This window comes from Hydrogenophaga sp. FG152 (assembly GCF_057809615.1).
This window is the reverse complement of sequence record NZ_JBMDKH010000022.1, coordinates 22,114-47,846: the sequence shown is the minus strand read 5'-3', so window position 1 is coordinate 47,846 and position 25,733 is coordinate 22,114. Positions and strand designations below refer to the sequence as shown.

Genomic DNA, 25,733 nt, shown 5'->3' with positions numbered 1-25,733 from the left:
GTGGAATTCCTTCTTGAAGGGGTCGAAGCGACCCGTTGATGCGATGAAGGGACTTTAGGGACGTCGGTCACGCAGATAAACAGGCCAGGCCAACAATCACTGTTTGCACAATCCAAACAATCTTTGGACCGTCAAGGAGCCTCGATGGACCGTTTCGATGCGATGCAGGCGTTCGCGCGGGTGGTGGAGACAGGCAGCTTCACCAAGGCCGCCGAGACGCTGCGCGTGAGCAAAACCAGCGTGACGCAGCTGGTGCAGCAACTGGAAGCCCGCTTGCGCGTGAAGCTGCTCAACCGCACCACACGCAAGGTCAACGTGACGGCCGATGGCGCGGCGTACCACGAACGCGTGGTGCGGTTGCTGGCGGACATGGACGACGCCGAAACGAGCCTGTCCAGCGCGTCGGCCTTGCCCAGGGGCCGGTTGCGGGTGGACGTGCCCAGCCCGCTGGCCCGCACGATCCTGGTGCCGGCGCTGCCTGCCTTCCACGCGCGCTACCCCGACATCCAGCTCGACATGGGCGTGAGCGACCGCGTGGTGGACCTGATCGACGAAAACGTGGACTGCGTGGTGCGCGGCGGCGAGCTCAGGGACCAGTCGCTGATGGCCCGCCGCGTGGGCGATCTGCCGTTGGGCGTGTACGCCGCGCCGAGCTACCTGGCCCTGGCAGGCACGCCCACGCACCCGAGGGAGCTGGACGGCACGCACCACCGCATCGTGGGTTTCATCTGGGCCCGCACGGGCAAGGCCGTGTCCTACGCCATGCACCGGGACACCGAACGCGTCGAGGTGCAGGGCCGCCACGTGCTCTCGGTCGACGACGGCAATGCCTACCTCGCCGCTGGCATCGCCGGCCTGGGCATTCTCTGGCTGCCGCGCTACATGGCGCGGCAGCCGCTGGCGCAAGGCGAACTGGTGCCCTTGTTCGCCGGTTGGCGGCTTGATCCGATGCCGCTGTACGTGGCATATCCGCCGAACCGGCACGTCAGCACCAAGCTGCGGGTGTTCATCGACTGGGTCGTCGACCTGATGGCCGAGCACGCGCCGGTCGGCGCACCCCAGAAACAGGGCGCGGACACACGGTAGGACTGTCGATCTCCCCGGGCCTGATTCGTCGTAAGGTCAGGTGAGGCGCGTGGGCGCCCGCCTTCCCTTGTTCCATACCCCAGGAGATTCAGCATGAAATACATCGATGGATTCGTGGCCGCCGTGCCCAGCGACAAGCAGAAGGAGTACCTCGAACACGCCCGCCTGGCGGCCGTGGTCTTCAAGGAGTTCGGCGCGCTGAGCGTCGTGGAAACCTGGGGCGACGACGTGCCCGACGGCAAGCTGACCTCGTTCCCCATGGCCGTGCAGCGCAAGCCGGACGAAACCGTGGTCTTCTCCTGGATCACCTGGCCTTCGCGCGCCAGGCGCGACGAGGGCATGAAGAAGTTCATGGAAGACCCGCGCGTGAAGGACATGAAGATGCCCTTCGACGGCCAGCGCATGATCTACGGCGGCTTCGAGGTGATCCTCAACGCCTGAGCGGCGGGTGCGCCCGGACGCGCCCGCAAGCCACGCGCGTCACCGCTGGGCACCACGCGCAGGGCGTGGCTGAGGAGGAGTGCACCGCCCTCAGCCCCGCCGCCTCACTCCTCGCGGCCGCCGGCGATGCCCAGCAGGGCCAGCAGGCTCTGGAAGATGTTGAACAGGCTCAGGTACACGCCCAGGGTGGCGGTGATGTAGTTGGTCTCCTCGCCGTCGCGCACGCGCTTGAGGTCGTACAGGATGAAGGCCGAGAAGATGCCGATGGCCAGCACGGAGAGCGTGATCATGAGCGCGCCGGACTGGATGAACACGTTGGCGATGCCGGCCACGAGCAGCATGATCATGCCGATGAACAGGAACTTGCCCATGTTGCCCAGGTCGCGCTTGATGACGGTGGACAGCGTGGCCATGCCGAGGAAGATCACGCCGGTGCCGGTGAAGGCGGTCATGATCAGGCCCGCGCCGTTGGCCAGGCCGAGCACCGAGCCGATCAGGCGCGAGAGCATCAGGCCCATGAAGAAGGTGAAGGCCAGCAGCACGGGCACGCCGGCGGCGGAGTTCTTGGTCTTCTCGATCGCGAACATGAAGGCGAAGGCGCCGCCCAGGAAGACGGCGATGCCGAGGAAGCCGGTGAGCGGCGCGGTGATGCCGGTGACCACGCCGAGCCAGGCGCCCAGCACGGTGGGGATCATGGAGAGCGCAAGCAGCCAGTAGGTGTTGCGCAGCACGCGGTTGCGTTCAACGGCAAGGGCCTGGCCGGCGGCGGCGGGGGAGGAGAGGTCGAGATGCGGGTTCATGGGGGTCCTTGAAAAAACAACGGATGGTTGAGTGAGTGAGAGAAGAAGAAACGGTGTTCAGCTGCCCTGGCGGGCGGCCAAGGCCTGCCGCTTGGCGCGGGCGCGGATGTTGAGCGCCTCGACCGCGAGCGAGAAGGCCATGGCGGCGTAGATGTAACCCTTGGGCACTTCGCGGTCGAAGGCCTCGGCGGTGAGCGCCATGCCCACCATGACCAGGAAAGCCAGGGCCAGCACCTTGACGGAGGGGTGGGCGTCCACGAAATTGCCGATCGGCCGGGCCGCCACCAGCATCACGCCGACCGACACGACCACGGCGGCCACCATCACGCTGATCTGGTCGACCATGCCCACGGCGGTGATGACCGAGTCGAGCGAGAACACGATGTCGATGATGGCGATCTGGCCGATGATTCCCCAGAACAGTTTGCTGCCGGCGGCCTTGAGCTCGGCGCTGTCGGTCTCCGCCGGGCCGTGCTGCTCGCGCGCCTCGACCTCGACGAAGATTTCGTGCGAAGCCTTGTAGAGCAGGAACAGGCCACCCAGCAGCAGCACGATGTCGCGCCCGCTGATGCCCTGGCCGACCACGGTGAACAGGTCGGCCGTGAGGCCCATGATCCAGCTCAGGGTGAACAGCAGCGCCAGCCGCGAGACCATGGCAAAGCCCAGGCCGAGGCGGCGGGCCTTGTCGCGCAGGTGCGGCGGCAGCCGGCCCACGAGGATCGAGATGAAGATGATGTTGTCGATGCCGAGCACGATTTCGAGCGCGGTGAGCATCGCGAACGCGATCCAGACATTGGGGTCGGTGAGCAGTTCCATAGAACGGGGCGCCAGCGGCCTGGCGAAAAAAGGGGACACCTGGGCGCCGGAGCGGCCTCAGGGCCGCGCGGCGGAAACGGTCAGGCGAGGGCGAGCAGGCTGCGGGGCGGTCGCTGGAGCCCGTCGAGCACGGGCGGCGTGAGGTCTTGCGCCGGGGGCGCCGACGGTGTGCGCAGGTGTTCGCCCGGGCCGGACGTGGCGATGGGCGCATCCAGGCACTCGGGCAGGTCGGCCTGGGCGTCGGTCGGGCCATGCCCGGGCCAGTGGTCGGCGCTCAGGCCGTCGTCGGGCGCCGGCTGGGCGGCGGTGGCCGCCACCTCGATCACCAGGCTCTGCGCAGGGCTGGCCTGAACGGCTTCCACCCCATGGGAAGGCCCGAATGCCCACGCACCCACACTCAGGAAGAGGTGCAGGGCGAAGACGGCGGCAAGCCAAGGGCGCATGGTCGGGCCAGTATACCGGCGCCCCCGTTCGGGCGTGTGATCAGCCGGCCGCCGGGCGGCTGGCCTGGCCGCGCTGCAGCAGCGCCATGGCCACCGCGGCGCAGGCCGAGAGCGCGAGCATCAGCCAGCCCAGGTTCACCGCGCCATCGTGCGGCACGAGGCCCACCACGAAACCGCCCACCGCACCCATGAGCTGCTGCATCAGGCCGGCCACGGCGGCGGCCGCGCCCGCCAGCGCCGGCAACAGGCCCACGGTGCCGATGAGCGTGGGCGGCACCAGCAGGCCGTGCCCCATGCCCAGCAGCAGCAGGGGCAGCGAGAGCGCCAGCGGCGTGTCCACCCCGGCCAGCGCGAGCGCGAGCATGAGGCCGATGCCCAGCAGCGAGCTGCCCTGACCCAGGCGCATGACGGTGCGCTCGCCGATGCGGTGCACCAGGTGGGTGGTGAGGTAGTTGCCGACGATGTAGGCCAGCGGCACCAGCATGATGTGGTACCCGATGCCCGCCGGGCCCACGCCGTAGCTGCCGAGCACGATGGGCGCGCCCGCGAGGAAGGCGTAGAAAGTGGCAGTGGTCATGGAGAGCAGGGCCACGTAGAGCAGAAAGCCCGGGGCGCGCGCGAGTTGCGCGTAGGACGAGGCCATGTCGCGCAGCCAGTGCGTCTGCTGCGGTCCGGCCGGGGCGGTGTGGTCGGGCAGGCCGCGCCAGGCGGCGATGAACAGCACGAGGGACAGCCCGGTCAGCAGCACGAAGTTGGCCTGCCAGCCCAGGCGCACATGCAGCTGCCCGCCGATGATGGTGGCCAGCGGCGGGACCAGGCCCATGGCCATGCCGATGTAGGCCATGACGCGGGTGCGCTCAGGGCCGTCGAACAGGTCCTGCACCATGGCGCGGCCCACCACCATGCCGGCGGCACAGCCCGCGCCTTGCAGCACGCGCGCGGCGGTGAGCATGAACAGTTCGCCCGCGAGGGCGGCCAGCAGCGAGCCGAGACCGCCCAGCGCGATGCCGAGCAGCAGGATCTTCTTGCGCCCGAGGCGGTCGGACAGCGGGCCGTACAGCAGCTGCAGCCCGCCGTAGGCCACCACATAACCGCTGAAAGTGAGCTGCACCGCGGCCTGGCTGGAGCCGAAGATCGCGCCCCACTCCTGCATCGAGGGGATGCAGATGGTCATGGCCAGCAGGCCGAAGGCGAGCTGGGCGACGAGGTTGGCGATCAAGGGGCCGTGGCGGGGGGCGGTCATGGGTCGGGTCTGGCGAAAGGCAACCGGGCATGGTGCCACAAAGCCCTGGCCTCTCGCCTCCTTTTGGGCGAGGTCGGGTGGTCCGGTCATTCGGTCGCCGGCCGCTCGCGGGCGCCTGCCCGGGTCCGCACACACCCCTGTGTCAACACCGTGTCGGGTCCTCGACCTCTGTGGCAACCGCGAATGGGGCCAGCGCCCGAATGCCCGAACCACCCGCCCCAGAAATGATGTTGGCAAGCAAGGCTGGTGTGCACAGGTGTGTTGCGGGACGGGGGTGGGGACCGCCTGCGCAGGCCTCCATTCGCGGTTGCCACAGAGCGTGCGTGCCAAGTCGGTGTTGATGAGGCGGCGTCGGCATGCCTGGGCAGACGCCCGCGAGCAAGGCCGGAGCAGGCGGTCCCCACCCCCGGCCCGCCGCGAAGCCGCAGAAAGAAAAAACCGCGATACAAGCCCCATGGAGGGGGAACCCTGGAGGCACTGCAAACTCATGCCACTAAACTCGAAGGCCCATGCACGTCTCCCTGATCTTCCTTGTCGCCCTCCCATTCGTGGGCAGCCTGCTCGCCGCGCTGCTGCCCGCGAACGCGCGCAACACCGAATCCACCCTGGCGGGTGCGATCGCACTTTTCTGCACCGTGCAAGCCGCGATGTACTTCCCCGAAGTGGCCGCCGGGGGCGTCATCCGGCAGGAGTTCGTCTGGCTGCCCTCGCTCGGCCTGAACTTCGTGCTGCGCATGGACGGCTTCGCCTGGATGTTCTCCATGCTGGTCCTGGGCATCGGCTCGCTGGTGGTGCTCTACGCGCGCTACTACATGTCGCCCGACGACCCGGTGCCGCGCTTCTTCTCCTTCCTGCTCGCCTTCATGGGCGCCATGAGCGGCGTCGTCCTCTCGGGCAACCTGATCCAGCTGGTGCTGTTCTGGGAACTCACCAGCCTCTTCTCCTTTCTGCTCATCGGCTACTGGCACCACCGCCGCGATGCGCGGCGCGGCGCCCGCATGGCCCTCACTGTGACCGGCGCCGGTGGCCTGTGCCTGCTGGCCGGCGTGCTCGTGCTCGGCCACATCGTCGGCAGCTACGACCTGGACGTGGTGCTGCGCGCCGGCGACGTGGTGCGCGCCCACCCGCTCTACAGCACGGCGCTCGTCCTCATCCTGCTCGGCGCCTTCACCAAGAGCGCGCAGTTCCCGTTCCAGTTCTGGCTGCCGCACGCCATGGCCGCCCCCACCCCGGTCTCGGCCTACCTGCACTCGGCCACCATGGTGAAGGCCGGCGTGTTCCTGCTGGCCCGGCTGTGGCCGGTGCTCGCCGGCACCGACGAATGGTTCTGGATCGTCACCTGCTCGGGCCTGATCACGCTGCTGATCGGGGGCTTCGCCGCCATCTTCCAGAAAGACCTCAAGGGCCTGCTCGCCTACTCGACCATCTCGCACCTGGGCCTGATCACCACGCTGCTGGGCATGAACAGCCCGCTGGCCGCCGTGGCCGCGGTGTTCCACATCATCAACCACGCCACCTTCAAGGCCTCGCTGTTCATGGCGGTGGGCATCATCGACCACGAGGCCGGCACGCGCGACATCCGGCGCCTCTCAGGCCTGGCCCGCTACATGCCGGTGACCGCCACGCTGACCGTGGTGGCCGGCGCGGCCATGGCCGGCGTGCCGCTGCTCAACGGCTTCATCTCGAAAGAGATGTTCTTCACCGAGGCGGTGTTCGTGAGCGCGGCGCCCTGGTTCCAGCGCGTGCTGCCGGTGGCGGCGGTGGTCGCGGGCATCTTCAGCGTGGCCTACTCGCTGCGCTTCACGGCGCGCGTGTTCTTCGGCCCCGACACCTGCGCCAACCTGCCGCGCGTGCCGCACGAGCCGCCGCACTGGATGCGCGTGCCGATCGAGGTGCTGGTGCTGGCCTGCCTGGTGGTGGGCATCGTGCCGCAGTGGTCCATCCAGCACGTCCTGGGCACCGCCGCGCTGCCGGTGGTGGGCGGGGCGCTGCCTGAATTCGATCTCGCGGTGTGGCACGGCTTCAACCTGCCGCTGTGGATGAGTTTCCTGGCGCTGGCCGGCGGCATCGTCCTGTACCTGCTGCTGCGCAAGCCGCTGCAGAGCGGGCGCATCGAGCGCGCGCCGCTGGTGGGCCTGTTCAACGGCAAGCGCCTGTTCCACCATGCCATGGCCCGGCTCACCGCCGCCGCCCGCAGCGCCCTGCGCCTGCTGGGCACGCGCCGCCTGCAGCCGCAGCTGTTCCTGCTGGTGCTGGTGACCGTGGTGGGCTCGGTCGCCGCGTTCCGCCTGGCGGTGCCGAACCCGTCGCTGGCACCCGGCGAGCGCACGCTGCTGCCGTTCTCACCCATGTTCGCCCTGCTGTGGGTGGTGGGCGTGGGCGCGGCCATCGGCGCGGTCTGGCAGGCCAAGTACCACCGGCTCACGGCCCTGGCGCTCATGAGCGTGTCGGGCCTCACGACCGTGATCACCTTCGCCTGGTTCTCCGCGCCCGACCTCGCGCTCACGCAGCTCTCGGTCGAGGCCGTGACCACGGTGCTGATCCTGCTCGGCCTGCGCTGGCTGCCCAAGCGACTGGAGGTGCAGGACGACAGCGAACCGCTGTGGGAGCGCACCAAGGCCAAGGCCCGGCGCTCGCGCGACCTGCTGCTCGCGCTGGCCGCCGGCGGCGGCATGACCGCCCTGTCCTATGCCCTGATGACGCGCGACTTCCCGCAGAGCATCTCGCCCTTCTTCCTGGAGCGAGCCCTGCCCGAGGGCGGCGGCACCAACGTGGTCAATGTGATGCTGGTGGACTTCCGGGGCTTTGACACCCTGGGCGAGATCACCGTGCTCGGCATCGTGGCGCTCACGGTCTACGCGCTGCTGCGCCGCTTCCGGCCCGCGCCCGAGAGCGCCGAACTCACGGCCCAGCAGCGCGCGCTCCCGGCCGACCTGGACACCGACCTCGTCAACCCGCAACTGGCCGAGGACACCGCGCAGGGCTACCTGATGGTGCCGGCGGTGCTGGTGCGCCTGCTGCTGCCGATCGCGTCGGTGATCGCGGTCTACCTGTTCATGCGCGGCCACAACGAACCCGGCGGCGGCTTCGTGGCCGGGCTGGTGCTCTCCACCGCGTTCATCCTGCAGTACATCGTCTCGGGCACGCAGTGGGTCGAGGCCAACATGCAGCTGATGCCGCAGCGCTGGATCGCCGCCGGCCTGCTGACCGCCACCGCCACCGGCCTGGGTTCGTTCTGGTTCGGCTACCCGTTCCTGACCACGCACACGGCCCACCTGAACCTGCCGCTGCTGGGCGAGATCCACGTCGCCAGCGCGCTGTTCTACGACATCGGCGTCTTCACCCTGGTGGTGGGCGCGACCCTGCTCATCCTCACCGCGCTCGGCCACCAGTCGGTGCGCGGCCACCGCCAGGCCAAGGTGGTCGAGCAGGAAACCTCAACCGAAGGAACCCACTGATGGAACTTGTCATGGCCATCGCCATCGGCGCCCTCACCACCTGCGGCGTGTGGCTGATGCTGCGCCCGCGCACCTACCAGGTCATCATGGGCCTGTGCCTGCTGGGCTACGGCGTCAACCTGTTCATCTTCAGCATGGGCCGGCTGTCGGTGGACAGCGAACCCGTGCTCACCCCCGGACTGGAAGCCACGCTGCTGCAGTACGACGACCCGATGCCGCAGGCCCTGGTGCTCACCGCCATCGTGATCGGCTTCGCCATGACCGCGCTGTTCCTCGTCGTGCTGCTCGCGCAGCGCGGCTTCTTCGGCAATGACCACGTGGACGGCCAGGGGGACGCGGAGTGACCGGAGGAATGACCCAGGCGATCACCGCGGCGCTCATGCCGCACCTGATGATCGCGCCCATCCTGCTGCCGCTGATCACCGCCTGCGTGCTGCTGTTCGTGGGCGACCGCCGGCACCGCACCAAAGCCACCATCGGCCTGAGCGCGACGCTGCTCAACCTGGCGGTGGCCGTGCTGTTGCTGATCTGGACCAAGCAGGGCGAGGGGCCGAGCGCCTTCGGCGTCTACCTGCCCGGCAACTGGGACATGCCCTTCGGCATCGTGCTCGTGCTCGACCGCCTCTCGGGCCTGATGCTGCTGCTGGCCGCGATGGTCGCCCTGATGGCGCTGCTGTTCGCGCTGGCGCGCTGGCACAAGGCCGGCGCGCACTTCCACCCGCTGTTCCAGATCCAGATCATGGGCCTGAACGGGGCCTTCCTGACCGGCGACCTGTTCAACCTGTTCGTGTTCTTCGAGGTCATGCTGGCCGCGTCCTACGGCCTGCTGCTGCACGGCTCGGGCCCCTCGCGCGTGAAGGCCGGCCTGCAGTACATCTCGATCAACCTGGCCGCCTCCTCGCTGTTCCTGGTGGGCGCCTCGATGATCTACGGCGTGACCGGCACGCTCAACATGGCGGACCTGGCCGCGCGGATCCCGGACGTGGCCTCGGCCGACCGCGCGCTGCTGCACACCGCCTGCGCCATCCTGGCCGTGGCCTTCCTCGCCAAGGCCGCGATGTGGCCGCTCAACTTCTGGCTGGTGCCGGCCTACTCCAGCGCCAGCGCGCCCTCGGCGGCGATGTTCGCGCTGCTCACCAAGGTGGGCATCTACGTGCTGCTGCGCCTGTCCACCCTGCTCTTCTCGCCCGAGGCCGGCCATTCGGCGGGCTTCGGCAGCCAGTGGCTGGCCTGGGGCGGCATGGCCACGCTGGCTTTCGGCGCCATCGGCATGCTGGCCTCGCAGCGGCCCGCGCGGCTGGCAGGCTTCTCGGTCATCGTGTCCTCGGGCACGCTGCTGGCGGTGCTGGGCTTCGCGCGGCCCGAGCTCACCGCCAGCGCGCTGTACTACCTGCCGAGTTCGACGATGGCGGTGGCCGCGTTCTTCCTGCTGGCCGAGCTGATGGACCGCTCGCGCACCGACCCCGCGAGCCAGCGCGCGCCGGAAGACGAAGAGGACCACTTGCCGTTCGCCCTCGCCGACCTGGAAATCGCCAAGACCGCCAACCTCGACGAGGACGAGGAAGTGCTGATCGGCCGCGCGATCCCCGCGACCACCGCCCTGCTGGGCCTGGCGTTCATCTGCTGCACCGTGCTGGTCGCCGGCCTGCCGCCCCTCTCGGGCTTCATCGGCAAGTTCGCCATGCTCTCGGCCCTGCTGCCGCTGCAGAGCGGCACCCCCGCCGTGAGCACCGCCAGCTGGACGCTGATCGGGCTGGTCATCACCTCCGGCCTGTTCGCCCTGGTGGCGCTCTCGCGCACCGGCATCCGGTTCTTCTGGGCCCCCATGGAACGCGGCGGCCACATGCTGCGCGTGGCCGAGTACGTGCCCATCGCGGTCCTGATCGGTCTGTGCGTGCTGTTCACGGTGCGCGGTGAAGCGGTGATGCGCTACACCGCCGCCACCGCCAGCGCGCTGTACCACCCGCGCGGCTACATCGACGCCGTGCTCTCGGCGCGGCCGCTGCCCACCGCCACCAACGCCGAGCGCCTGGGCGTGCCCGTGCCGGAGAAACAGCCATGATGCGGCGCCTGTTCCCCGCCCCCCTGTTGTCGCTCGCGCTGGTCGCGCTGTGGCTGGTGCTCAACAACCCCTACAGCCTGGGCCAATGGCTCATGGCCCTGGTGCTGGGCTTCGCCGTGCCGCTGCTCACGCAGTCGCTGCGCCCGACGCCGGTGCGCTTCAGCCACCCCTGGGTGGCCTTCAAGCTGTTCCTGCGCGTGGGCGTGGACGTGATCGAGTGGAACTGGCGCGTGCTGCGCGGCACGCTGGGCCGCGGCGATCGCATGCCCAAGGGCGCTTTCATCACCGTGCCGCTGGACCTGCGCGACCCCAACGGCCTGGCGGTGCTGGCCGCCATCATGTGCGTGATCCCGGGCACCATCTGGTCCGAGATCGCGCTGGACCGCAGCGCACTGCTGGTGCACATCTTCGACCTCGACGACGCACAGCACGAGATCGCGCTGATCAAGCAGCGCTACGAGCGTCCCCTGATGGAGATCTTCGAATGAGTCCCTTCCTCTTCGGCGCCATCGTCTTCGCGCTGGCCTGTTACGTGCTCGCCATGGCGCTGGGCTTGCTGCGCCTGTACCGCGGCCCCTCGGCGCAGGACCGCGTGCTGGCCATGGACCTGATCTACACCATCGGCATGCTGGTGCTCATGGTGCTGGCGATCCGCTACCGCAGCGCGATGTACTTCGAGGCGGCGCTGCTGATCGCCGTCTTCGGTTTCGTGAGCTCGGCCGCCATGGCCAAGTTTCTGCTGCGCGGCGAGGTGATCGAATGATGATGCCGGCCGGTGTCTCGCTCTGGGCCGAAATCCCGGTGGCGCTGCTGCTGATCCTCAGCGGCATCTTCACGCTCACCGCCGCCATCGGCGTGGTGCGCTTCAAGACTTTCTTTCAGCGCATGCATCCGCCCGCGCTGGCGTTCAGTTTCTCGGCCTGGTGCGTCACGCTGGCCAGCATCATCTATTTCTCGGCCCAGGACGAGCGGCTCTCGCTGCACGCCTGGCTGATCATCATCTTCCTCTCGCTCACGGTGCCGGTGACCACCATCCTGCTGGCGCGCACCGAGCTGTTCCGCCGCCGCATCGGCAACCCGGGCACGGGCGAGATCCCGCCTTCGCTCAGCCACGTGGTGACCCGGCCCACCGACGGCGACGAAGCGCGCGCCAGGGACTGAGCGCGGCGGGCGCGCCCGCCTCAGGCTTTCTTCTTGCGCGGGCGTGGAGCGGAGGCGGCCTCGGGCGGCTCGTACTCGTTCACGAACGGGACGTTGGCCGTGGCGCGCACCAGCAGGTCCAGCAGCGTCTCCACTTCGCTGGCCGACAGGCCCTTGAGCAGGCGGCGTTCGCGCTCCAAAGCGGCGCGGATGACCTCGTCGTGGACGGCATAGCCCTCGGGCGTGAGCGCCAGCGTGTGCCGGCGCGGGCTCTCGGGGTCTTCCTCCACCGTGAGATAGCCCTTGGTTTCGAGCTTGCGCATCTCGCGGCTGACGGCGCCCTTGTCCAGCCCGATGACCTGGCAGACGCGCACCGGCGAGATGCGGGGCTCGACCGCCAGCATGGCCAGCACGCGCCACTCGATGATGCCGATGCCGTAGCGCTGGAGGTACAGCCGCGAGGCCCCGCTGGAGAGCCGGTTGGCCAGCACCGTGAGGTGGGAGGTGACGTAACCAGCGAGGTTGAGCACCTTGCGCCCTTGTCGCACCGCCGTGTTACTGCGCCGAGTCGCCATCTTGAATCCACTTCCAGGGGTTATTGAGCCTGGGTCGTAATGTAGCGGGGATGGCGGCCCGCCAGCATCGGGTCAGCCCCGACCGGCGCGGCGCTGCTCGCGCAGCATGAACAGGTACAGCCCTTCCACCTTCTCGCGCGCCCACGGGGTCTTGCGCAGGAAGCGCAGGCTGGACGGGATGCTCGGGTCGATGTTGAAACAGCGCACCGGAATGCGCTCGCCCAGGCCGTCCCAGCCGTAGTGCTCCACCAGCGCGGTGAGGATCGCCTCCAGTGTGAGACCGTGCAACGGGTTGCGCGGCTGCTCCTGCGGTGCCGGAGCGTCGCTCATGCGAGCGCCGCCTCCAGCGCGTCGACGAACATCGCGGGCACGTCGAAACCGGTCTGCTGCTGGATCTCCTGGAAGCACGTCGGGCTGGTGACGTTGATCTCGGTCACCTTGTCGCCGATCATGTCCAGCCCCACCAGCAGCAGGCCGCGCGCGGCCAGCGTGGGCGCGATGGCCTCGGCCACGGCGCGGTCGGTGTCGCTCAGCGGCTGGGCCACGCCCTTGCCACCGGCCGCGAGGTTGCCCCGCACCTCGCTGCCCTGCGGAATGCGCGCGAGCACGAAAGGCGCGACCTGGCCACCGATCAGCAGCAGACGCTTGTCGCCCAGCACGATCTCCGGCAGGTAGCGCTGCACCATCACGCTGGTGGCGCCGCCCTGGTTCAGCGTCTCGATGATGGAGCCCAGGTTCATGCCGTCGGGCCCGACTCGGAAGATGCCCATGCCGCCCATGCCGTCGAGCGGCTTGAGGATGATGTCCTTGTGCTCGGCGTGGAAGGCGCGGATGGCCTCGGGCCGGCGCGTCACCAGCGTGGCCGGCGCGAACCGCGCGAACTCCATCAGCGCGAGTTTTTCCGGATGGTCGCGCAGCGCGCGCGGGCTGTTGAACACGCGCGCGCCTTCGCGCTCGGCCTGCTCCAGCAGGTGCGTGGCGTAGAAGAACTCGCTGTCGAACGGCGGGTCCTTGCGCATCAGCACGGCGTCGAAGCTGTGCAGCGGCTCGCGGCCTTCGCGCGTGGTGGTGAACCAGGCCTCGGCGTCACCGGTGAGCGTGACGTGGCGCACCTGCGCCGTCACCGGCTGGCCGCTCTGCCACTGCAGGTGCTCGGGCTCGCAGGCCGCCAGTGTGTGGCCGCGCCGCTGCAGCTCGCGCATCATGGCGAAGGTGGTGTCCTTGTGGATCTTGAAGGCTTCGAGCGGGTCGGCGACGACGAGGATTTTTTTCATGGCATTGTTCGTTCAGGGCTTTTTCGAGGTGAGTCCGTACTGTTGCACAAGCAGCGCGAGGGCGCCGGCGACCACGCCCCAGAAGGCCGAGCCGATGCCGCCGATGACCACGCCGCTGAGCGTGACGAGAAAGGTGATGAGAGCGGCCTCGCGGTGCGCGTCGTCCTTGAGCGCGGCGTGCAGGCCGCCACCGATGCTGCCCAGCAGCGCGATGCCGGCGATGGCCATGACCAGCTCGCGCGGGAAGGCGATGAGCAGTCCGGTGATGGCCGCGCCGAAGAGACCGATCAGCACGTAGATGCCGCCGCACACCACGGCGGCGGTGTAACGCTTCTTCGGGTCGGCATGGGCTTCGGGGCCCATGCAGATGGCCGCGGTGATGGCGCTGAGGTTGAGCGCGAAGGCACCGAAGGGCGCGAGAACCAGCGTGGCCGCGCCGCTGAGCGTGATGATCTTCGAGATCGGCATGTCGTAACCCGCCGCGCGGATCGCGGCCACGCCCGGCAGGTTCTGCGAGGCCATGGTGACGACGAACAGCGGCAGCGCCAGGCTGGTGAACGCGGCCAGGCTGAAGACGGGCAGGGTGAACACGGGCATGGCGAGTTCGAAGCTCACTGCGCCGCCATTGAACTGGCCCCGCGCCACCACGTAGGCGATGGCCACCGCCAGCGTGAGCGGCACCGCATAACGCGGCAGCAGGCGTCGGCCCAGCAGGTAGGCCAGCAGCATCAGCACCACCAGCGGCAGCGCGGTCTGCGCGGCGGCGAAGGCCTGCAGGCCAAAGCGCGCCAGCACGCCGGCCAGCAGGGCCGAGGCGATCGCCATCGGAATCTTGTTCATCACGCGCTCGAACCAGCCGGTGGCGCCCACCAGCACGATCAGAGCGGCGCTGATGAGGAAAGCCCCCACGGCATCGGCCATGGTGAAGCCGCCGGCAAGGCCCGCCGTGGCCAGCACCGCCGCGCCCGGCGTGCTCCAGGCGATCATGACGGGCTGGCGCAGCACCAGCGAGGGAATGGCCGAGCACAGGCCCATGCCCAGGCCGAGCGCCCACATCCAGGAAGTGATCTGCGCGGGGGTGGCGCCGAACGCCTGCGCGGCCTGGAAGACGATGGCCACCGAGCTGGTGAAGCCGACCAGAACGGCCACGAAGCCGGCCGTGGCGGCCGAGAGGTTGACGTCTCGAAAAAAGGAAGGCGACGCGGAGGAAGACATCGGGCGATTGTGCCGGGCGGCGACACAACGCACGGGGGCCACCGGCAATGGCCCCGAAACCCTGCTCGGCGGGCGCCGACGGAACCGAACCGCCAGGCCCCGCACTACTTCCTGACGGGTCGCGCTCGAGACGGCCCGGCCGTTCAACCAGGACCCAACCATGCGCTATGCCGCCTTGATGCACAAGCTCTTTGAGCAAACCCAGCTGGACAACTGTCAGGGCACCGCCCGGACCCCTCACTTCGAGGTGGACGGCACCATCGTCGGACTGATTCCCAAAGGCGATTCGGGTCTCGTCATGTACGTCGACCTCGGCCATCAACCCGGCAACGAGATTCAACTGCTGGAGTACAACGCCCGCGCCAATGACGAGGTGTCGGGCTGCTTCGTGGTCGTTCCCAACTCGGGAAAGGTGGCGTACCGCTTCGACGTGCCCCTGGACGCGCTGGAACGCACCCCGTCCTTGCCGGCCTGGCTGCAGGCGCGCGTCAACCAGGCCCGCACCGCGCTGGCCAGCGCCTGAGCCGCGCATGAATCCCATCATCAAGAACGCCCTCGGCTCCGGCCTCCCCGGCGTGGGCAACGCATTCGTCAGGGTCCACGTCAAGCCGTTCGCCCACCTGTTGTTCAACGAGACCAGGCGCCACCCCGAGGGTGCGCTGACGAAGACCGGCCACATCGCCTTCCAGCCCAACACCACGACGCACTGGCGCGGGTCATCGGGGACGAAAAATTCGACCTCTACTCTCTGCGAGGCGACAAGCCCATCGACAGAAGCCTGCTCACGGCCGAGGACCATCTCGGACCACCAGGCGTCCTTCCGGACAATCTGAACCCTAGATCTCCACTTTCGAGCCCAGCTCGATCACCGCGTTGCTCGGCAGGTTCAGGAACTCGGCCGCCGCGCTCGCGTTGTGGTGCATCTGGGCGAACAGCTTCTCGCGCCAGGGCGCCATGCCGCTGCCGATGGTGGGCACCACCACATCGCGCGAGAGAAAGTAGCTGGTGGTCATGGGGCCCATGTCGCAGCCGCGCCCGCGCATGGCCGACAGCGCCTCGGGCAGGTCCAGGTCGTTCTTGAAGCCATAGTTCACCACCACCTGCCAGCAGTCGTGCCCCAGCGGCTCGATCTCCAGCCGCTTGTTCAGCCCGATCCAGGGCACCTCCTGGCTGCGCACGGTCACGAACAGGTTCTGCTCGTGCAGCACCTTGTTGTGCTTGAGGTTGTGCAACATGGCGTTGGGCACGGTGCCGATGTCGGCCGTGAGGAACACCGCCGTGCCCTCCACCCGCACGGGCGGTGCGATGAACAGCGCATCGAGGAAGCTGTTCAGCTCGATCGATTCGGCGTGCTGCGCCTCGGTCATGAGCGAGCGGCCGCGCTTCCAGGTCATCATGAGCGTGAACACCGCGCCGCCGATGAGCAGCGGGAACCAGCCGCCGGCGAAGAGCTTGAGCAGGTTGGAGCTGAAGAAAGCGAGGTCGACCACGAAGAAGAAGCCGGTGGCCAGCACGCACAGCCACAGCGGGTACTTCCAGCTGTAGCGCACCACGTAGAAGGTGAGCACCGTGGTGATGAGCATGTCCAGCGTGACCGCGATGCCGTAGGCCGCCGCGAGGTTGCTGGACGACTTGAACATCACCACCGCCAGCACGATGGCGGTGAACAAACTCCAGTTCACGAACGGCATGTAGATCTGGCCGGTGTGCTTCACGCTGGTGTGCTGGATCTTCAGGCGCGGCAGGTAACCGAGCTGGATCGCCTGCTTGGTCACGCTGAAGGCACCGGTGATCAGGGCCTGCGAGGCGATCACCGTGGCCATGGTGGCCATGATCACCAGCGGCAGCAGCAGCCACTCGGGCGCCATGTTGAAGAACGGGTTCTTCACGGCCGCCGGGTCGGCCAGCAGCAATGCGCCCTGGCCGAAGTAGTTCAGCGTGAGGCAGGGCATGACGACGGTGAACCAGGCCAGGCGGATCGGGCGCTTGCCGAAGTGGCCCAGGTCGGCGTACAGCGCCTCGGCGCCGGTGACGCACAACACCACCGCGCCCAGGATGATGAAGCTGGTGCCGGGTTGCGCCCACATGAAGCGCAGCGCATGCAGCGGGCTGAGCGCGCCCAGGATCTCGGGATGGCCCACGATCTGCGACACGCCCAGCGCCGCGATGGTGAGGAACCAGGCCAGGGTGATCGGGCCGAAGAAACGGCCGATGCCGCTGGTGCCGCGCTTCTGCACCGCGAACAGCGCGAACAGCACCAGCAAGGTGATGGGCACCACGTAGTGCTTGAAGTGCGGCGAGATCACCTCCAGGCCCTCGACGGCCGAGAGCACCGAGATCGCCGGCGTGATGACGCCGTCGCCATAGAACAGTGCGGTGCCGAAGATGCCGATGGCCAGCAGCGTCTGGCGCAGCGCGGGCCGCTCCTTCACCGCCATGGAGGCCAGCGCGAGCATCGCGATCAGGCCGCCTTCGCCGTTGTTGTCGGCGCGCAGCACCAGCACCACGTACTTGAGGGAGACGATGACCGTCAGCGTCCAGAACAGGATGGACAGGATGCCGTAGACGTTGGCGTGGGTGAAAGGCACGTGGCCGGAGCCAAAGACCTCCTTCATGGCGTACAGCACGCTGGTGCCGATGTCGCCGTACACCACGCCAATGGCGCCGAGGGTGAGCGCAGCCAGTGACGATTTGGAAGCGGACACAAAACAACCCCGGCCTGTTGGCACGGGGTTCGGTTGTCGAGGGAATGCGATTGTGCGCCCGCCGGAGGGACCTTGTCTGCCGGCTCAGCGCTCTAAACAGTGGCGCCCGCGTCGAATGTTGCGCCGCAGCAACTCACTCGTAGACTTCGGCGTCCGGGTCGGTGGCTTCCAGCTCGTAGCTCGCCGCCAGCATGGCCAGGCGGCCGATCACGCCGTACATGTAGAAGCGGTTGGGCACGCTCGCGCCGGGCTTCTGGCCGGGCTGCGGCAGCTGTGCGCTCTGCTCGAACGCCAGCGGCACGTAGCTGGAGCCGGGCGCGTTGAGGTTCTCGTCCACACCGCGGTCGGCGTGCACGCGGTAGAAGCCGCCGACCACGTAGCGGTCCATCATGTAGACCACGGGCTCGGCCACCGCGCTGTTGATGCGCTCGTTGGTCAGCACGCCTTCCTGGATGATGACCTCGTGCACTTCCTGCCCGGCCTGGCCCACGGCCATGCGGGCCTTGGTCTTGGCCGAGAGGTTGTCGATGTCCTTGGCGTCGCGCACCGTCAGGATGCCCATGCCGCCCGTGCCGTTGTCGGCCTTGACCACCACGAACGGCTTTTCGTTGATGCCGTATTCCTTGTACTTGCGGCGGATCTTGCCCAGCAGCGCGTCGGTGTTGCTGCGCAGGCATTCCAGCCCGGCGTCCTCGTTGAAATCCACCTGCCCGCACTGGTTGAACATCGGGTTGATCAGCCAGTGGTCCATGCCCAGCAGCTTGCCGAAGCGCTTGGACACCTCTTCATAGGCCTTGAAATGATGGCTCTTGCGCCGCGTTCCCCAGCCACCGTGCAGCGGCGGCAGCAGGTACTGCTCGTGCAGGTCTTCCAGAATGCCGGGCACGCCCGCGCTCAGGTCGTTGTTGAGCAGGATGGTGCAGGGGTCGAAGTTCTTCAGGCCCAGGCGGCGCTTGCTGCGCAGCAGCGGCTCCAGCACCACCTTGTCGCCGCCGGGCAGCTCGATGGTGGTGGGGGCCTTGATGTCGTTGGAGAGCGAACCCAGGCGCACATTGAGCCCGGCCATGTAGAAGATGCGCTGCAACTGCGCCAGATTGCTCAGGTAGAAGATGTCGGTGGTGCTCTCGGGCACCAGCAACAGGTTCTTGGCCTCGGGGCAGATTTTCTCGATCGCCGCCATCGCCGCCTGCACCGCCAGCGGCAGCATCTCGGGCGTGAGGTGGTTCCAGCCGCCGGGATACAGGTTCGTGTCCACCGGCGCCAGCTTGAAACCCGCGTTGCGCACGTCCACCGAGGTGTAGAACGGCGGCGTGTGCTCCATCCACTCGAGGCGGAACCAGCGCTCGATCACCGGGGTGGACTCGAGGATGCGCTGCTCGAGCTCGTTGATGGGGCCGGTCAGGGCGGTGACGAGGTGCGGGACCATAGGGGGGAGGGGTATAGGCGGCTGGGGAGGCAACCAGTGTAATGGGGGCGCATGACGCCGATTTCAAGCCGTTTCCAGCGCCTGGAAGCGACCCCATGCCTGCCCAAGGGAGGATTCCGATGACGATTTTCGCCCTGATGACCGCCCTGGCCGCCTGGTTCAGCGTGTGGCGGCCACCCGAAAGCACCGGCCTGCGGGTGCTGCTGATGGGGGTGTTCCTGCTGCTGGGCGCCCTGTTCGCCCTGACCGGCGGCTTCGCCTACTGGTGGGACGGCGGCATGCGCCCAGCCCGAGCCAGCCCCTGGCTGCTCATCTGGGGCCTGCTGACCCTGGCCTCCCAGGCCGGCAACCTGCTGCGCGCGGTGTTCGAAGGAGAAGGCGGGACGGACTGGCCGGGGAGACGCTGAAGCTCAGTCGCCCGGGCCGAAGCGCACCAGCGAGCGCGCTTTCGCCTTGGCCGCCTCCACCTCGCGGTTGCGCGGCGCGGCCGTGGTGCGCAGCGAGGCCATGAGTTCGCGCGCCGTGGCCGCCACCTGCTCCACCGCGCGGTCAAACGCCGCTTCGTTGGCCTGCGACGGCACGTTGAAGCCGCTGAGCTTGCGCACGAATTGCAGCGAGGCGTCGCGGATTTCCAGCTCGGTCGCGGGTGGCTCGAAATTGAACAGGGTCTTGATGTTGCGGCACATGGTCTCTTCACTCCTGGTGAACGCCCTCAGGGGCGGTCGGCGGCGGCCCGGTAGGGCGGGCGCGCCGAGGGGTCGTGGCGGATGATCGCGCTGGCCTGCTGCACGTGCGGCAACGCCCGCGCAAAGGCCTCGGCCTGCGCCGCCACGGCCTGGCGCCTGGCACAGCCCTCGATGTACACCACACGCCCCTGCACCGTCACCCAGAGCGTGCTGTCGGCGGTGAACGCGGGGCGCCGTTTCAGGGCCTGCTGAAAGGCGGTGGCGATGTCCTGGTCGTAGGCGAAGGCGTTGGGGCGATCGCAGGCTTTCGCGAGCCAGCAGGTCGTGCCCTTCTCGGCGCGCCGGTGCGTCTGGGCCAGCCGCTCGCGCTCGGTGATGAACGGCCCCGCAGGCCGGGGGCAGTCGGGCACGGCGGCCGAGATCTGGAAGAACGGGTCGTTGAACCAGTTCTGCACCGCTTCACCCGCCACAGCCCCATCCGCATGCGCCAGGGCCAGGAATGCCAGCAGGCGCACCGGGCGTTTCACGGCCGGTCTTTCAGGGCGTCAGCCGCGCACTTCACCCTCGCCCAGCACCACGTACTTGAGCGAGGTCAGGCCTTCCACCCCCACCGGGCCGCGGGCGTGGAACTTGTCGGTGGAAATGCCGATTTCGGCCCCCAGGCCAAACTCGAAACCGTCGGCGAAGCGGGTGCTCGCATTCACCATGACACTGGCCGAGTCCACTTCACGCAGAAAACGCTGGGCGTGCACGTGGTCGGTGGTGATGATGGCGTCGGTGTGGTGGCTGCTGTAGCGGTTGATGTGGGCGATGGCCTCGTCCACGCCCGCCACCAGCTTGATGCTGATGACCGGGGCAAGGTATTCCTCCGACCAGTCGGCCTCGGTCGCGTCCTTCAGGTCCGCGCCCGGCACCGCCGCCAGGATCGCCCGGCTCTCGGGGCAGGCCCGCATCTCCACGCCCTTGGCGGCGAAGATGGCGCCGATCTTCGGCAGGAAATCGGCCGCCACGCCGCGCGCCACCAGCAGGCTCTCGGTGGCGTTGCAGGGGCTGTACTTCTGCGTCTTGGCGTTGTCGGTCACCTTCACCGCCAGCGCGATGTCGCAGGGCTCGTCCACGTAGGTGTGGCAGTTGCCGTCCAGGTGCTTGATGACCGGCACCTTGGCCTCGGCGCTGATGCGCTCGATCAGCCCCTTGCCACCGCGCGGGATGATCACATCCACGTACTGCGGCATGGTGATGAGCTGGCCCACGGCGGCGCGGTCCGTCGTCGGCACCAGTTGCACCGCGTCGGCCGGCAGGCCGGCGTCCGTCAGCGCGCGCTGCACCAGCGCGGCCAGGGCGCGGTTGGATTCGATGGCCTCGGAGCCTCCGCGCAGGATGGCCGCGTTGCCGCTCTTGATCGACAGCGAGGCGGCCTCGATCGTCACGTTGGGCCGGCTCTCGTAGACCATGCCGAACACGCCGATGGGCACGCGCATCTGGCCCACGCGGATGCCGCTGGGCATCTGCTTCATGCCGCTGATGTCGCCAATGATGTCGGGCATGGCCGCGAGCTGCTCGCAGCCCTGGGCGCAGGTCTCGATGACCTTGGGCGTGAGCTTGAGCCGGTCCACCATGGGTTCGCTCAGGCCATTGGCGCGGGCGCGCTCCAGGTCTTTCGCGTTGTCCACCTGCAGCGCGTCCACGTTGGCGCGCAGCAGCGCGGCCAGGCCGCGCAGGGCCGCCAGCTTGGTGGCCGCGCTGGCCTTGGCCATGAGCGCCGAGGCCGCCTTGGCCTGCAGCCCCAGGGTGTTCATGAGTTCGGTGGTGTTGGTCGCGTTCATCCGGGCAATTTTCGCAGAGGCGCGCGCCCTTGGGGCAAGCGGGGTCAAGCCCCGCCGCCGGGCTGGTGCGCCGACAGCACGTGGGTGGCCACCATGTCCAGGCTGGGGCGCACGATGCCCTGCTTGTCCGTCCAGACCTTGGGCGTGAGCCCGCCCGAGAGGCTGAGCGATTCGCCGTCGCGCAGCGCCACCAGCGCCTGGCCGGCCGCCTCGTCGAAGGCGATCACGTTGACGATGAACTCCTCGTCCGCCCGGTTGCGGGCCAGCACCCGGGCCACGATGTAGCCGCGCCCGGCCTTGTCCACGCGGCGGGAGGCCTCGCCCATCAGGCGCCCGGCGACCAGGCCGTCGATCATCGCGCGGGCCTCTCGAAACCGGCGGCGATCCAGGCCTGCGCGCTGTCCACGTTCAGCTTGAAGGTGGGCGGCACGGGCACGCAGGCCAACTCGGTGTCGAACTCGTCGAGCGCGCGCAGCGTGGCGGTGGCGCCCTCCTCGTCGGGCACGATGGCCAGCGCGACGCGGATGCGCTGCCCGTCCACCGTCACGGTCACGTTCTTGTTCAGCTCCGCATGCCGCTGCTGCTCGGAGCGGCGGATCACCTCTTTCGCGGTCTTCACCAGGGTGTTGAAGGCCGCGGTGTCCAGCGGCTTGGGGTTCTTCTTGTCGCGGCCCATGGTCCAGGGGCCGACCAGTGCGGGTTCGGCCCCGTTGTCCAGGTACATGGCGACGGCCCAACCGTCATCGTCGTCGTTCTTGATGACGCGGGCGGTCCAGTGTTCGTCGCTCCAGACGCGGGCTTCGTGAATGGGTTCTTGGGTATCGGATGTCATGAAAGGCAATCGGTCAAGGGCCGCAGAGGATAACGCCCGTCACTTCACCGGCATCGGCGTGGCGCGGTCCACCGCCACCACCGCCACCGAGTTCTGAGGCGAGCCTTCGATCACGCGGTCGGAGTAGGTGAGGTAGACCAGCGAATGCCGCTTGGCGTCCACCATGCGCACGATGCGCAGCCGCTTGAAGATCAGGCTGGTGCGTTCGCTGAAGATCTCTTCCTGCTCCTTGATGGGCTTGCCGATGGCGATCGGGCCGACCTGGCGACAGGCGATGGACGCCTCGGACTTGTCCTCGGCCAGGCCGAAGGCGCCTTTGATGCCCCCCGTCTTGGCGCGCGAGATGTAGCAGGTGACCCCCGTCACGCCGGGGTCGTCGTAGGCCTCGACCACGATCTTGTGGTCCGGCCCGATGAACTTGAACACGGTGTCCACCGAGCCGATCTCTTCGGCATGGGCGGCGGTGGTGGCGGCGGCGGCGAGCAGCAGGCAGGGAGCGAGGAAATGGCGCATGGAGGGCTTTCCGGTAGGGTGGCGATGCCCACACGGTAGCAGGCCGCGACATGCCGGGACACCCGACAGGCCTCAACCGGGCTCGGTCTCGCGGACGCGGTAGCGCTCGAAGATGGGCGAAGAGGTGCTGGCCAAGGCCAGTTCGGCAGCGATCGCGACCAGCGCCGGGCCGAGCTCCTTCATGCGCGATTCCGTCAAGCGGATCAGCGGGCCTGCGATCGTGATCACGCCGATGGCGGCTTCGCCCGGGCGCTGGATCGCCGCCGCCATGGCACTCATGCCTGGCGCGAACATTTCATTGATCGTGCTGTAGCCGCGCCGGCGCGTGTCCTCGAGGATTTTCGCGAGTGCCTTCACGGTGTTGGGCGCCTTGGGCCCAAACTGCTCGCGGCTGCCAAAGCCCTGGCGCGCCACGATCTCCAGCGCCTGGTTCTCGGGCAGGGTGGCCAGCCACGCATGGCCTGCCGAGCTGCACGACAGGCGCACATCGGTGCCTGCGTCCGGGTCGTAGCGCAGGCCCGCCTTGGCGCCCTGCGCCTTGGCAACGAAGGTCAGGCGCTCGCCGTCAACGATGGCCAGACGCACGAGTTCGCCCGAGATCTCGGCCATGCGGTCGATCAGCGGCTGCGCGATGTCGACGATGCCGGACCCGCTCAGGTAGTTGAGGCCCAGCGCGGCAAGCTTGGTGGTGAGCGCGTAGTCGCCGTGCTCGCGCATCTGGCGCACCCAGCCGCAACGAACAAGGTCGCTGAGCATGCGGTGGCATGCGCTGCGCGGGATGTTCAGGTCGTCGGCAATCGAGGCCAGAGGCTGGCCTTCGGGGCGTGCCGCGAGGTACTCAAGGGCAGCGAGGGATCGGTCGAGGTTGATGGCCATGGATTCCGCTATTGCAACACACGGCAAAAATGGAATAGCATTCCAACTGGAACATGATTCTCAAAATCGCCGTCCCATTCGATTCTGACGCAATTCCAAGGAGACAACACGTGAAGATCAAGGCATCGTTGGCCGTGCTGGCCACCGCTCTTTCGCTCGGCCTGGCCAGCGGGGCGGGTGCGCAGGACATCCAGGAACGCACCATCAAGTTTGGCCATCTGAACAATGCGGGCCATCCCACCAGCCTGGGCGTGCGCAAGTTCGCCGAGATCGTCGCCGCCAAGACCGGCGGCAAGATCAAGGTGCAGGAGTTCGCGTCGTCCCAGCTCGGCAACGAGCTGCAGCAGCAGGCGGCCCTGCAAGGCGGTGTGCAGGAGATGCTGGTGGCATCGACCACCTCGCTCAATGGCATCGTCAAGGAATTTGGCCTGCTGGACTTTCCCTTCCTGTTCGCGAATGAGCGGCAGGCCGATGCGCTGGTGGACGGCCCGCTGGGCAAGATGCTCACCGCCAAACTGCCGGAAAAGGGCCTGGTGGTGCTGGGCTTCTTCGATCTGGGGTTCCGCAACGTCACCAACAGCAAGCGGCCCATCACCAAGGGCGCCGATCTGGAAGGCTTGAAGCTGCGCGTGATCCCCAACCCGGTGTTCCTGGAAACCTTCAGGACATTCAAGGCCAACCCGCTGCCGATGCCGTTTGCCGAACTGTACGGCGCGCTCGACAGCAAAGCGGTCGATGGGCAGGAGAATCCCTTCGCGGTCATCGAGTCGAGCAAGTTCTACGAAGTCCAGAAGTACGTGAGCGGCACCAACCACGTCTACGCGACCAATCCCATCCAGATCAGCAAACGTTTCTGGGACCGCCTCTCGCCGGTGGAACAGAAGATTCTTCAGGAAGCCGCCACTGAAGCTCAGAACTGGCAACGAGTCATCAGCCGGGAGGTCTCAGGCAAAGCGCTGGGCGAGCTCAAGGCCAAAGGCATGATCTACAACGACATTCCCGCCGCAGAACTGGCCCGCATGCGGGCCGAAGTGCGCCCCGTCTACGACAAGTTCTCCGCCGCCTACGACCAGGCGGTCGTCACCCTCTTCAGAGCCGAACTGGAGCGGGTCTCCAAGCTCTGAACCCCATGAAAATCCTTGTCCTGCACGGACCGAACCTGAACCTGTTCGGCCGGCGCGAACCCCACATCTACGGCACCACCACGCTCGCGGAGATCAACGACCGCCTGCGTGCGCTCGCGGTGGAACTGGAGGTCGAGCTTGAGATTCACCAGTCCAACCACGAAGGGGTGCTGGTGGACCGCTTTCACGACAACATCGATGTGGCGGCCGGCGCGCTGCTCAACCCCGCGGCCCTTACCCAGCACGGCGTGTCGCTGCACGACGCGATCAAGGCCATGCCATTTCCGGTGCTCGAGATCCACATGTCGAACATCGGCGCGCGCGAGCAGTGGCGCCATCACTCGATCATCTCGCCCGCGGTCAAGGCAACGATCCAGGGCCTGGGCTGGCGCTCGTACACAGCGGGCCTGCGCGCGCTCGTCGAACTGGTGCGCGAAGCGCGCACCACCGCCTGACAGCGCGAACGGCGAAGCCAGGAAACACCATGGCGCTGCTGGGTCAAGGAGCCGTGGCCATGTGGTGGGACATTGCACCCGCCTTCAGGGCCGAGTTCGAAGACTGGCACACGCACGAGCACTTCCCGGAGCGCATGGCCATCCCCGGGTTCCACCGCGGCTCGCGTTGGGCCGCTGCCGATGGCGGCGAAGGCTTCTTCGTGCTGTACGAACTCGAGGCCTATGAGACACTGGCGTCACCCGGCTACCTTGGGCGGCTCAATGCGCCCACCCCCTGGTCCGCGAAGATGATGCCGCACCACCGCCACATGGTGCGCAGCCAGTGCCGTGTGCTCGAAAGCTTTGGCGGCGCGCTGTCGCGCCACGCGCTCACGGTGCGCCTGTCACCGAGCGACGGTGCCGCCGAGCGGCTGCGCGACCACCTGCGCACGCAGGCCAACGCGTTCAGGTCGCGCCCCGGCATCTCGGCCGCCCACCTGCTCGTCCATCAGGCGCCCCAGATCGAGACCACGACAGAGCAGAAAATTCGCGGGGGACCGGACCCTGCAGCCGACTGGATCTTCATCGTCTGCGGCTACGACCTTGCGTCGCTGCAAGCCCTGGCCGGAACGGAACTGTCCGATGCGCAACTTGCCAGCGCGGGCGCAAAAATCGGTGCGGTGCGGGGTCTGTATGCGCTCTCGCACTCCAACACCGCCGCCGACGTCGGCTGAGGGAAAAGCGCAGCCAGGTACTGC

31 protein-coding genes are annotated in these 25,733 nt (G+C 68.0%); 14 read left to right on the top strand and 17 right to left on the bottom strand.

Annotated elements, in window-relative coordinates; all coding sequences use genetic code 11:
• Positions 1-144: 144 nt before the first annotated feature.
• Together ACODTB_RS22455 and ACODTB_RS22450 are read left to right on the top strand one after the other, a co-directional pair.
• On the top strand, positions 145-1,086 hold the full coding sequence (locus tag ACODTB_RS22455; RefSeq protein ID WP_291116858.1) for a LysR family transcriptional regulator: 942 nt from the start codon (positions 145-147) through the stop codon (positions 1,084-1,086).
• Between the two features lie 93 nt (positions 1,087-1,179).
• A complete protein-coding gene (locus tag ACODTB_RS22450) occupies positions 1,180-1,527 on the top strand; it encodes a DUF1428 domain-containing protein (protein ID WP_291116855.1) in 348 nt (115 codons plus the stop codon).
• A gap of 104 nt (positions 1,528-1,631) precedes the next feature.
• Here the strand turns inward: ACODTB_RS22450 and ACODTB_RS22445 are convergent, their stop codons facing one another.
• From ACODTB_RS22445 to ACODTB_RS22430, 4 genes are all read right to left on the bottom strand, one after another.
• The gene (locus ACODTB_RS22445) at positions 1,632-2,327 is read right to left on the bottom strand and encodes a Bax inhibitor-1 family protein (RefSeq protein WP_291116852.1); all 696 of its coding nucleotides are present in this window, start codon (positions 2,325-2,327) and stop codon (positions 1,632-1,634) included.
• A gap of 57 nt (positions 2,328-2,384) precedes the next feature.
• The gene (locus tag ACODTB_RS22440) at positions 2,385-3,143 is read right to left on the bottom strand and encodes a TerC family protein (protein WP_291116849.1); all 759 of its coding nucleotides are present in this window, start codon (positions 3,141-3,143) and stop codon (positions 2,385-2,387) included.
• 80 nt (positions 3,144-3,223) lie between these two features.
• Entirely contained in the window at positions 3,224-3,586 is a 363-nt protein-coding gene (locus tag ACODTB_RS22435) for a hypothetical protein (RefSeq protein WP_291116846.1), read from the bottom strand.
• Between the two features lie 40 nt (positions 3,587-3,626).
• On the bottom strand, positions 3,627-4,829 hold the full coding sequence (locus tag ACODTB_RS22430) for a Bcr/CflA family efflux MFS transporter (RefSeq protein ID WP_291116843.1): 1,203 nt from the start codon (positions 4,827-4,829) through the stop codon (positions 3,627-3,629).
• Between the two features lie 509 nt (positions 4,830-5,338).
• On the opposite strand from ACODTB_RS22430, the gene ACODTB_RS22425 reads away from it, so the two are divergent.
• The 6 genes from ACODTB_RS22425 to ACODTB_RS22400 are packed head-to-tail and all read left to right on the top strand — an operon-like array spanning position 5,339 to position 11,510.
• Positions 5,339-8,287, top strand: a complete 2,949-nt coding sequence (locus ACODTB_RS22425) for a monovalent cation/H+ antiporter subunit A (RefSeq protein WP_291116840.1) — start codon at positions 5,339-5,341, stop codon at positions 8,285-8,287.
• A complete protein-coding gene (locus tag ACODTB_RS22420; protein ID WP_291116838.1) occupies positions 8,287-8,631 on the top strand; it encodes a Na+/H+ antiporter subunit C in 345 nt (114 codons plus the stop codon). The genes ACODTB_RS22425 and ACODTB_RS22420 overlap by 1 nt, the downstream gene beginning before the upstream one ends.
• Positions 8,632-8,639: 8 nt before the next feature.
• Positions 8,640-10,349 carry a monovalent cation/H+ antiporter subunit D gene (locus ACODTB_RS22415; protein WP_291116835.1) on the top strand — a complete coding sequence of 570 codons (1,710 nt, stop codon included), beginning with the start codon at positions 8,640-8,642 and terminating at the stop codon, positions 10,347-10,349.
• Positions 10,346-10,837, top strand: a complete 492-nt coding sequence (locus tag ACODTB_RS22410; protein WP_291116832.1) for a Na+/H+ antiporter subunit E — start codon at positions 10,346-10,348, stop codon at positions 10,835-10,837. The genes ACODTB_RS22415 and ACODTB_RS22410 overlap by 4 nt, the downstream gene beginning before the upstream one ends.
• On the top strand, positions 10,834-11,112 hold the full coding sequence (locus ACODTB_RS22405; protein WP_291116828.1) for a K+/H+ antiporter subunit F: 279 nt from the start codon (positions 10,834-10,836) through the stop codon (positions 11,110-11,112). The genes ACODTB_RS22410 and ACODTB_RS22405 overlap by 4 nt, the downstream gene beginning before the upstream one ends.
• Positions 11,109-11,510, top strand: a complete 402-nt coding sequence (locus ACODTB_RS22400; RefSeq protein WP_291116825.1) for a Na+/H+ antiporter subunit G — start codon at positions 11,109-11,111, stop codon at positions 11,508-11,510. The genes ACODTB_RS22405 and ACODTB_RS22400 overlap by 4 nt, the downstream gene beginning before the upstream one ends.
• 20 nt (positions 11,511-11,530) lie before the next feature.
• Here the strand turns inward: ACODTB_RS22400 and ACODTB_RS22395 are convergent, their stop codons facing one another.
• From ACODTB_RS22395 to ACODTB_RS22380, 4 genes are all read right to left on the bottom strand, one after another.
• Entirely contained in the window at positions 11,531-12,064 is a 534-nt protein-coding gene (locus tag ACODTB_RS22395) for a MarR family winged helix-turn-helix transcriptional regulator (RefSeq protein ID WP_488929748.1), read from the bottom strand.
• Positions 12,065-12,136: 72 nt separating this feature from the next.
• Positions 12,137-12,394: a VF530 family protein gene (locus ACODTB_RS22390; protein ID WP_488929747.1), complete on the bottom strand. Its 258-nt coding sequence runs from the start codon at positions 12,392-12,394 to the stop codon at positions 12,137-12,139.
• A complete protein-coding gene (gene gshB / locus ACODTB_RS22385) occupies positions 12,391-13,338 on the bottom strand; it encodes a glutathione synthase (protein ID WP_488929746.1) in 948 nt (315 codons plus the stop codon). Before gshB ends, ACODTB_RS22390 begins: the two co-directional genes overlap by 4 nt.
• A gap of 12 nt (positions 13,339-13,350) precedes the next feature.
• Positions 13,351-14,553: a benzoate/H(+) symporter BenE family transporter gene (locus ACODTB_RS22380; RefSeq protein WP_291113790.1), complete on the bottom strand. Its 1,203-nt coding sequence runs from the start codon at positions 14,551-14,553 to the stop codon at positions 13,351-13,353.
• Positions 14,554-14,713: 160 nt separating this feature from the next.
• On the opposite strand from ACODTB_RS22380, the gene ACODTB_RS22375 reads away from it, so the two are divergent.
• Complete coding sequence (locus ACODTB_RS22375; RefSeq protein ID WP_291113787.1) at positions 14,714-15,076, top strand: CesT family type III secretion system chaperone; 363 nt, start codon at positions 14,714-14,716, stop codon at positions 15,074-15,076.
• A 7-nt stretch (positions 15,077-15,083) separates the two neighbouring features.
• Positions 15,084-15,386, top strand: coding sequence for a hypothetical protein (locus ACODTB_RS22370; protein ID WP_291113784.1), 303 nt, complete (start codon positions 15,084-15,086; stop codon positions 15,384-15,386).
• 3 nt (positions 15,387-15,389) lie between these two features.
• On the opposite strand, the gene ACODTB_RS22365 is transcribed toward ACODTB_RS22370, so the two are convergent.
• Positions 15,390-17,258, bottom strand: a complete 1,869-nt coding sequence (locus ACODTB_RS22365; protein WP_291113782.1) for a potassium transporter Kup — start codon at positions 17,256-17,258, stop codon at positions 15,390-15,392.
• A gap of 133 nt (positions 17,259-17,391) precedes the next feature.
• Positions 17,392-18,684, bottom strand: coding sequence for a glutamate--cysteine ligase (gshA, locus tag ACODTB_RS22360; protein ID WP_291113779.1), 1,293 nt, complete (start codon positions 18,682-18,684; stop codon positions 17,392-17,394).
• 119 nt (positions 18,685-18,803) lie between these two features.
• Between gshA and ACODTB_RS22355 the strand changes: the two genes are divergently transcribed.
• Positions 18,804-19,091, top strand: coding sequence for a hypothetical protein (locus ACODTB_RS22355; protein WP_291113776.1), 288 nt, complete (start codon positions 18,804-18,806; stop codon positions 19,089-19,091).
• A 3-nt stretch (positions 19,092-19,094) separates the two neighbouring features.
• Here ACODTB_RS22355 and ACODTB_RS22350 read toward each other — a convergent pair whose 3' ends face one another.
• From ACODTB_RS22350 to ACODTB_RS22320, 7 genes are all read right to left on the bottom strand, one after another.
• Complete coding sequence (locus tag ACODTB_RS22350; protein ID WP_291113773.1) at positions 19,095-19,370, bottom strand: DUF2277 domain-containing protein; 276 nt, start codon at positions 19,368-19,370, stop codon at positions 19,095-19,097.
• A 26-nt stretch (positions 19,371-19,396) separates the two neighbouring features.
• Complete coding sequence (locus ACODTB_RS22345; protein ID WP_291113770.1) at positions 19,397-19,897, bottom strand: BON domain-containing protein; 501 nt, start codon at positions 19,895-19,897, stop codon at positions 19,397-19,399.
• Between the two features lie 18 nt (positions 19,898-19,915).
• Positions 19,916-21,196 (bottom strand): glutamate-5-semialdehyde dehydrogenase, encoded by a 1,281-nt coding sequence (locus ACODTB_RS22340; protein ID WP_291113767.1) that lies wholly within the window; start codon positions 21,194-21,196, stop codon positions 19,916-19,918.
• Between the two features lie 44 nt (positions 21,197-21,240).
• A complete protein-coding gene (locus ACODTB_RS22335; protein ID WP_291113764.1) occupies positions 21,241-21,552 on the bottom strand; it encodes a single-stranded DNA-binding protein in 312 nt (103 codons plus the stop codon).
• Complete coding sequence (locus ACODTB_RS22330; protein ID WP_291113761.1) at positions 21,549-22,028, bottom strand: hypothetical protein; 480 nt, start codon at positions 22,026-22,028, stop codon at positions 21,549-21,551. Before ACODTB_RS22330 ends, ACODTB_RS22335 begins: the two co-directional genes overlap by 4 nt.
• Before the next feature lie 39 nt (positions 22,029-22,067).
• Positions 22,068-22,541 carry a CreA family protein gene (locus ACODTB_RS22325; protein WP_291113758.1) on the bottom strand — a complete coding sequence of 158 codons (474 nt, stop codon included), beginning with the start codon at positions 22,539-22,541 and terminating at the stop codon, positions 22,068-22,070.
• A 72-nt stretch (positions 22,542-22,613) separates the two neighbouring features.
• A complete protein-coding gene (locus ACODTB_RS22320) occupies positions 22,614-23,417 on the bottom strand; it encodes an IclR family transcriptional regulator (RefSeq protein WP_291113755.1) in 804 nt (267 codons plus the stop codon).
• A 110-nt stretch (positions 23,418-23,527) separates the two neighbouring features.
• Here ACODTB_RS22320 and ACODTB_RS22315 point away from each other — a divergent pair, with 110 nt between their 5' ends.
• Genes ACODTB_RS22315 through ACODTB_RS22305 form a run of 3 tightly spaced genes read left to right on the top strand, consistent with a single transcriptional unit; the run spans position 23,528 to position 25,709 of the window.
• Positions 23,528-24,541: a TRAP transporter substrate-binding protein gene (locus ACODTB_RS22315; protein ID WP_291113752.1), complete on the top strand. Its 1,014-nt coding sequence runs from the start codon at positions 23,528-23,530 to the stop codon at positions 24,539-24,541.
• Positions 24,542-24,546: 5 nt separating this feature from the next.
• Entirely contained in the window at positions 24,547-24,996 is a 450-nt protein-coding gene (locus tag ACODTB_RS22310; protein WP_291113749.1) for a type II 3-dehydroquinate dehydratase, read from the top strand.
• Between the two features lie 29 nt (positions 24,997-25,025).
• The gene (locus ACODTB_RS22305) at positions 25,026-25,709 is read left to right on the top strand and encodes a DUF4286 family protein (protein WP_291113746.1); all 684 of its coding nucleotides are present in this window, start codon (positions 25,026-25,028) and stop codon (positions 25,707-25,709) included.
• The last annotated feature ends 24 nt before the right edge of the window (positions 25,710-25,733 follow it).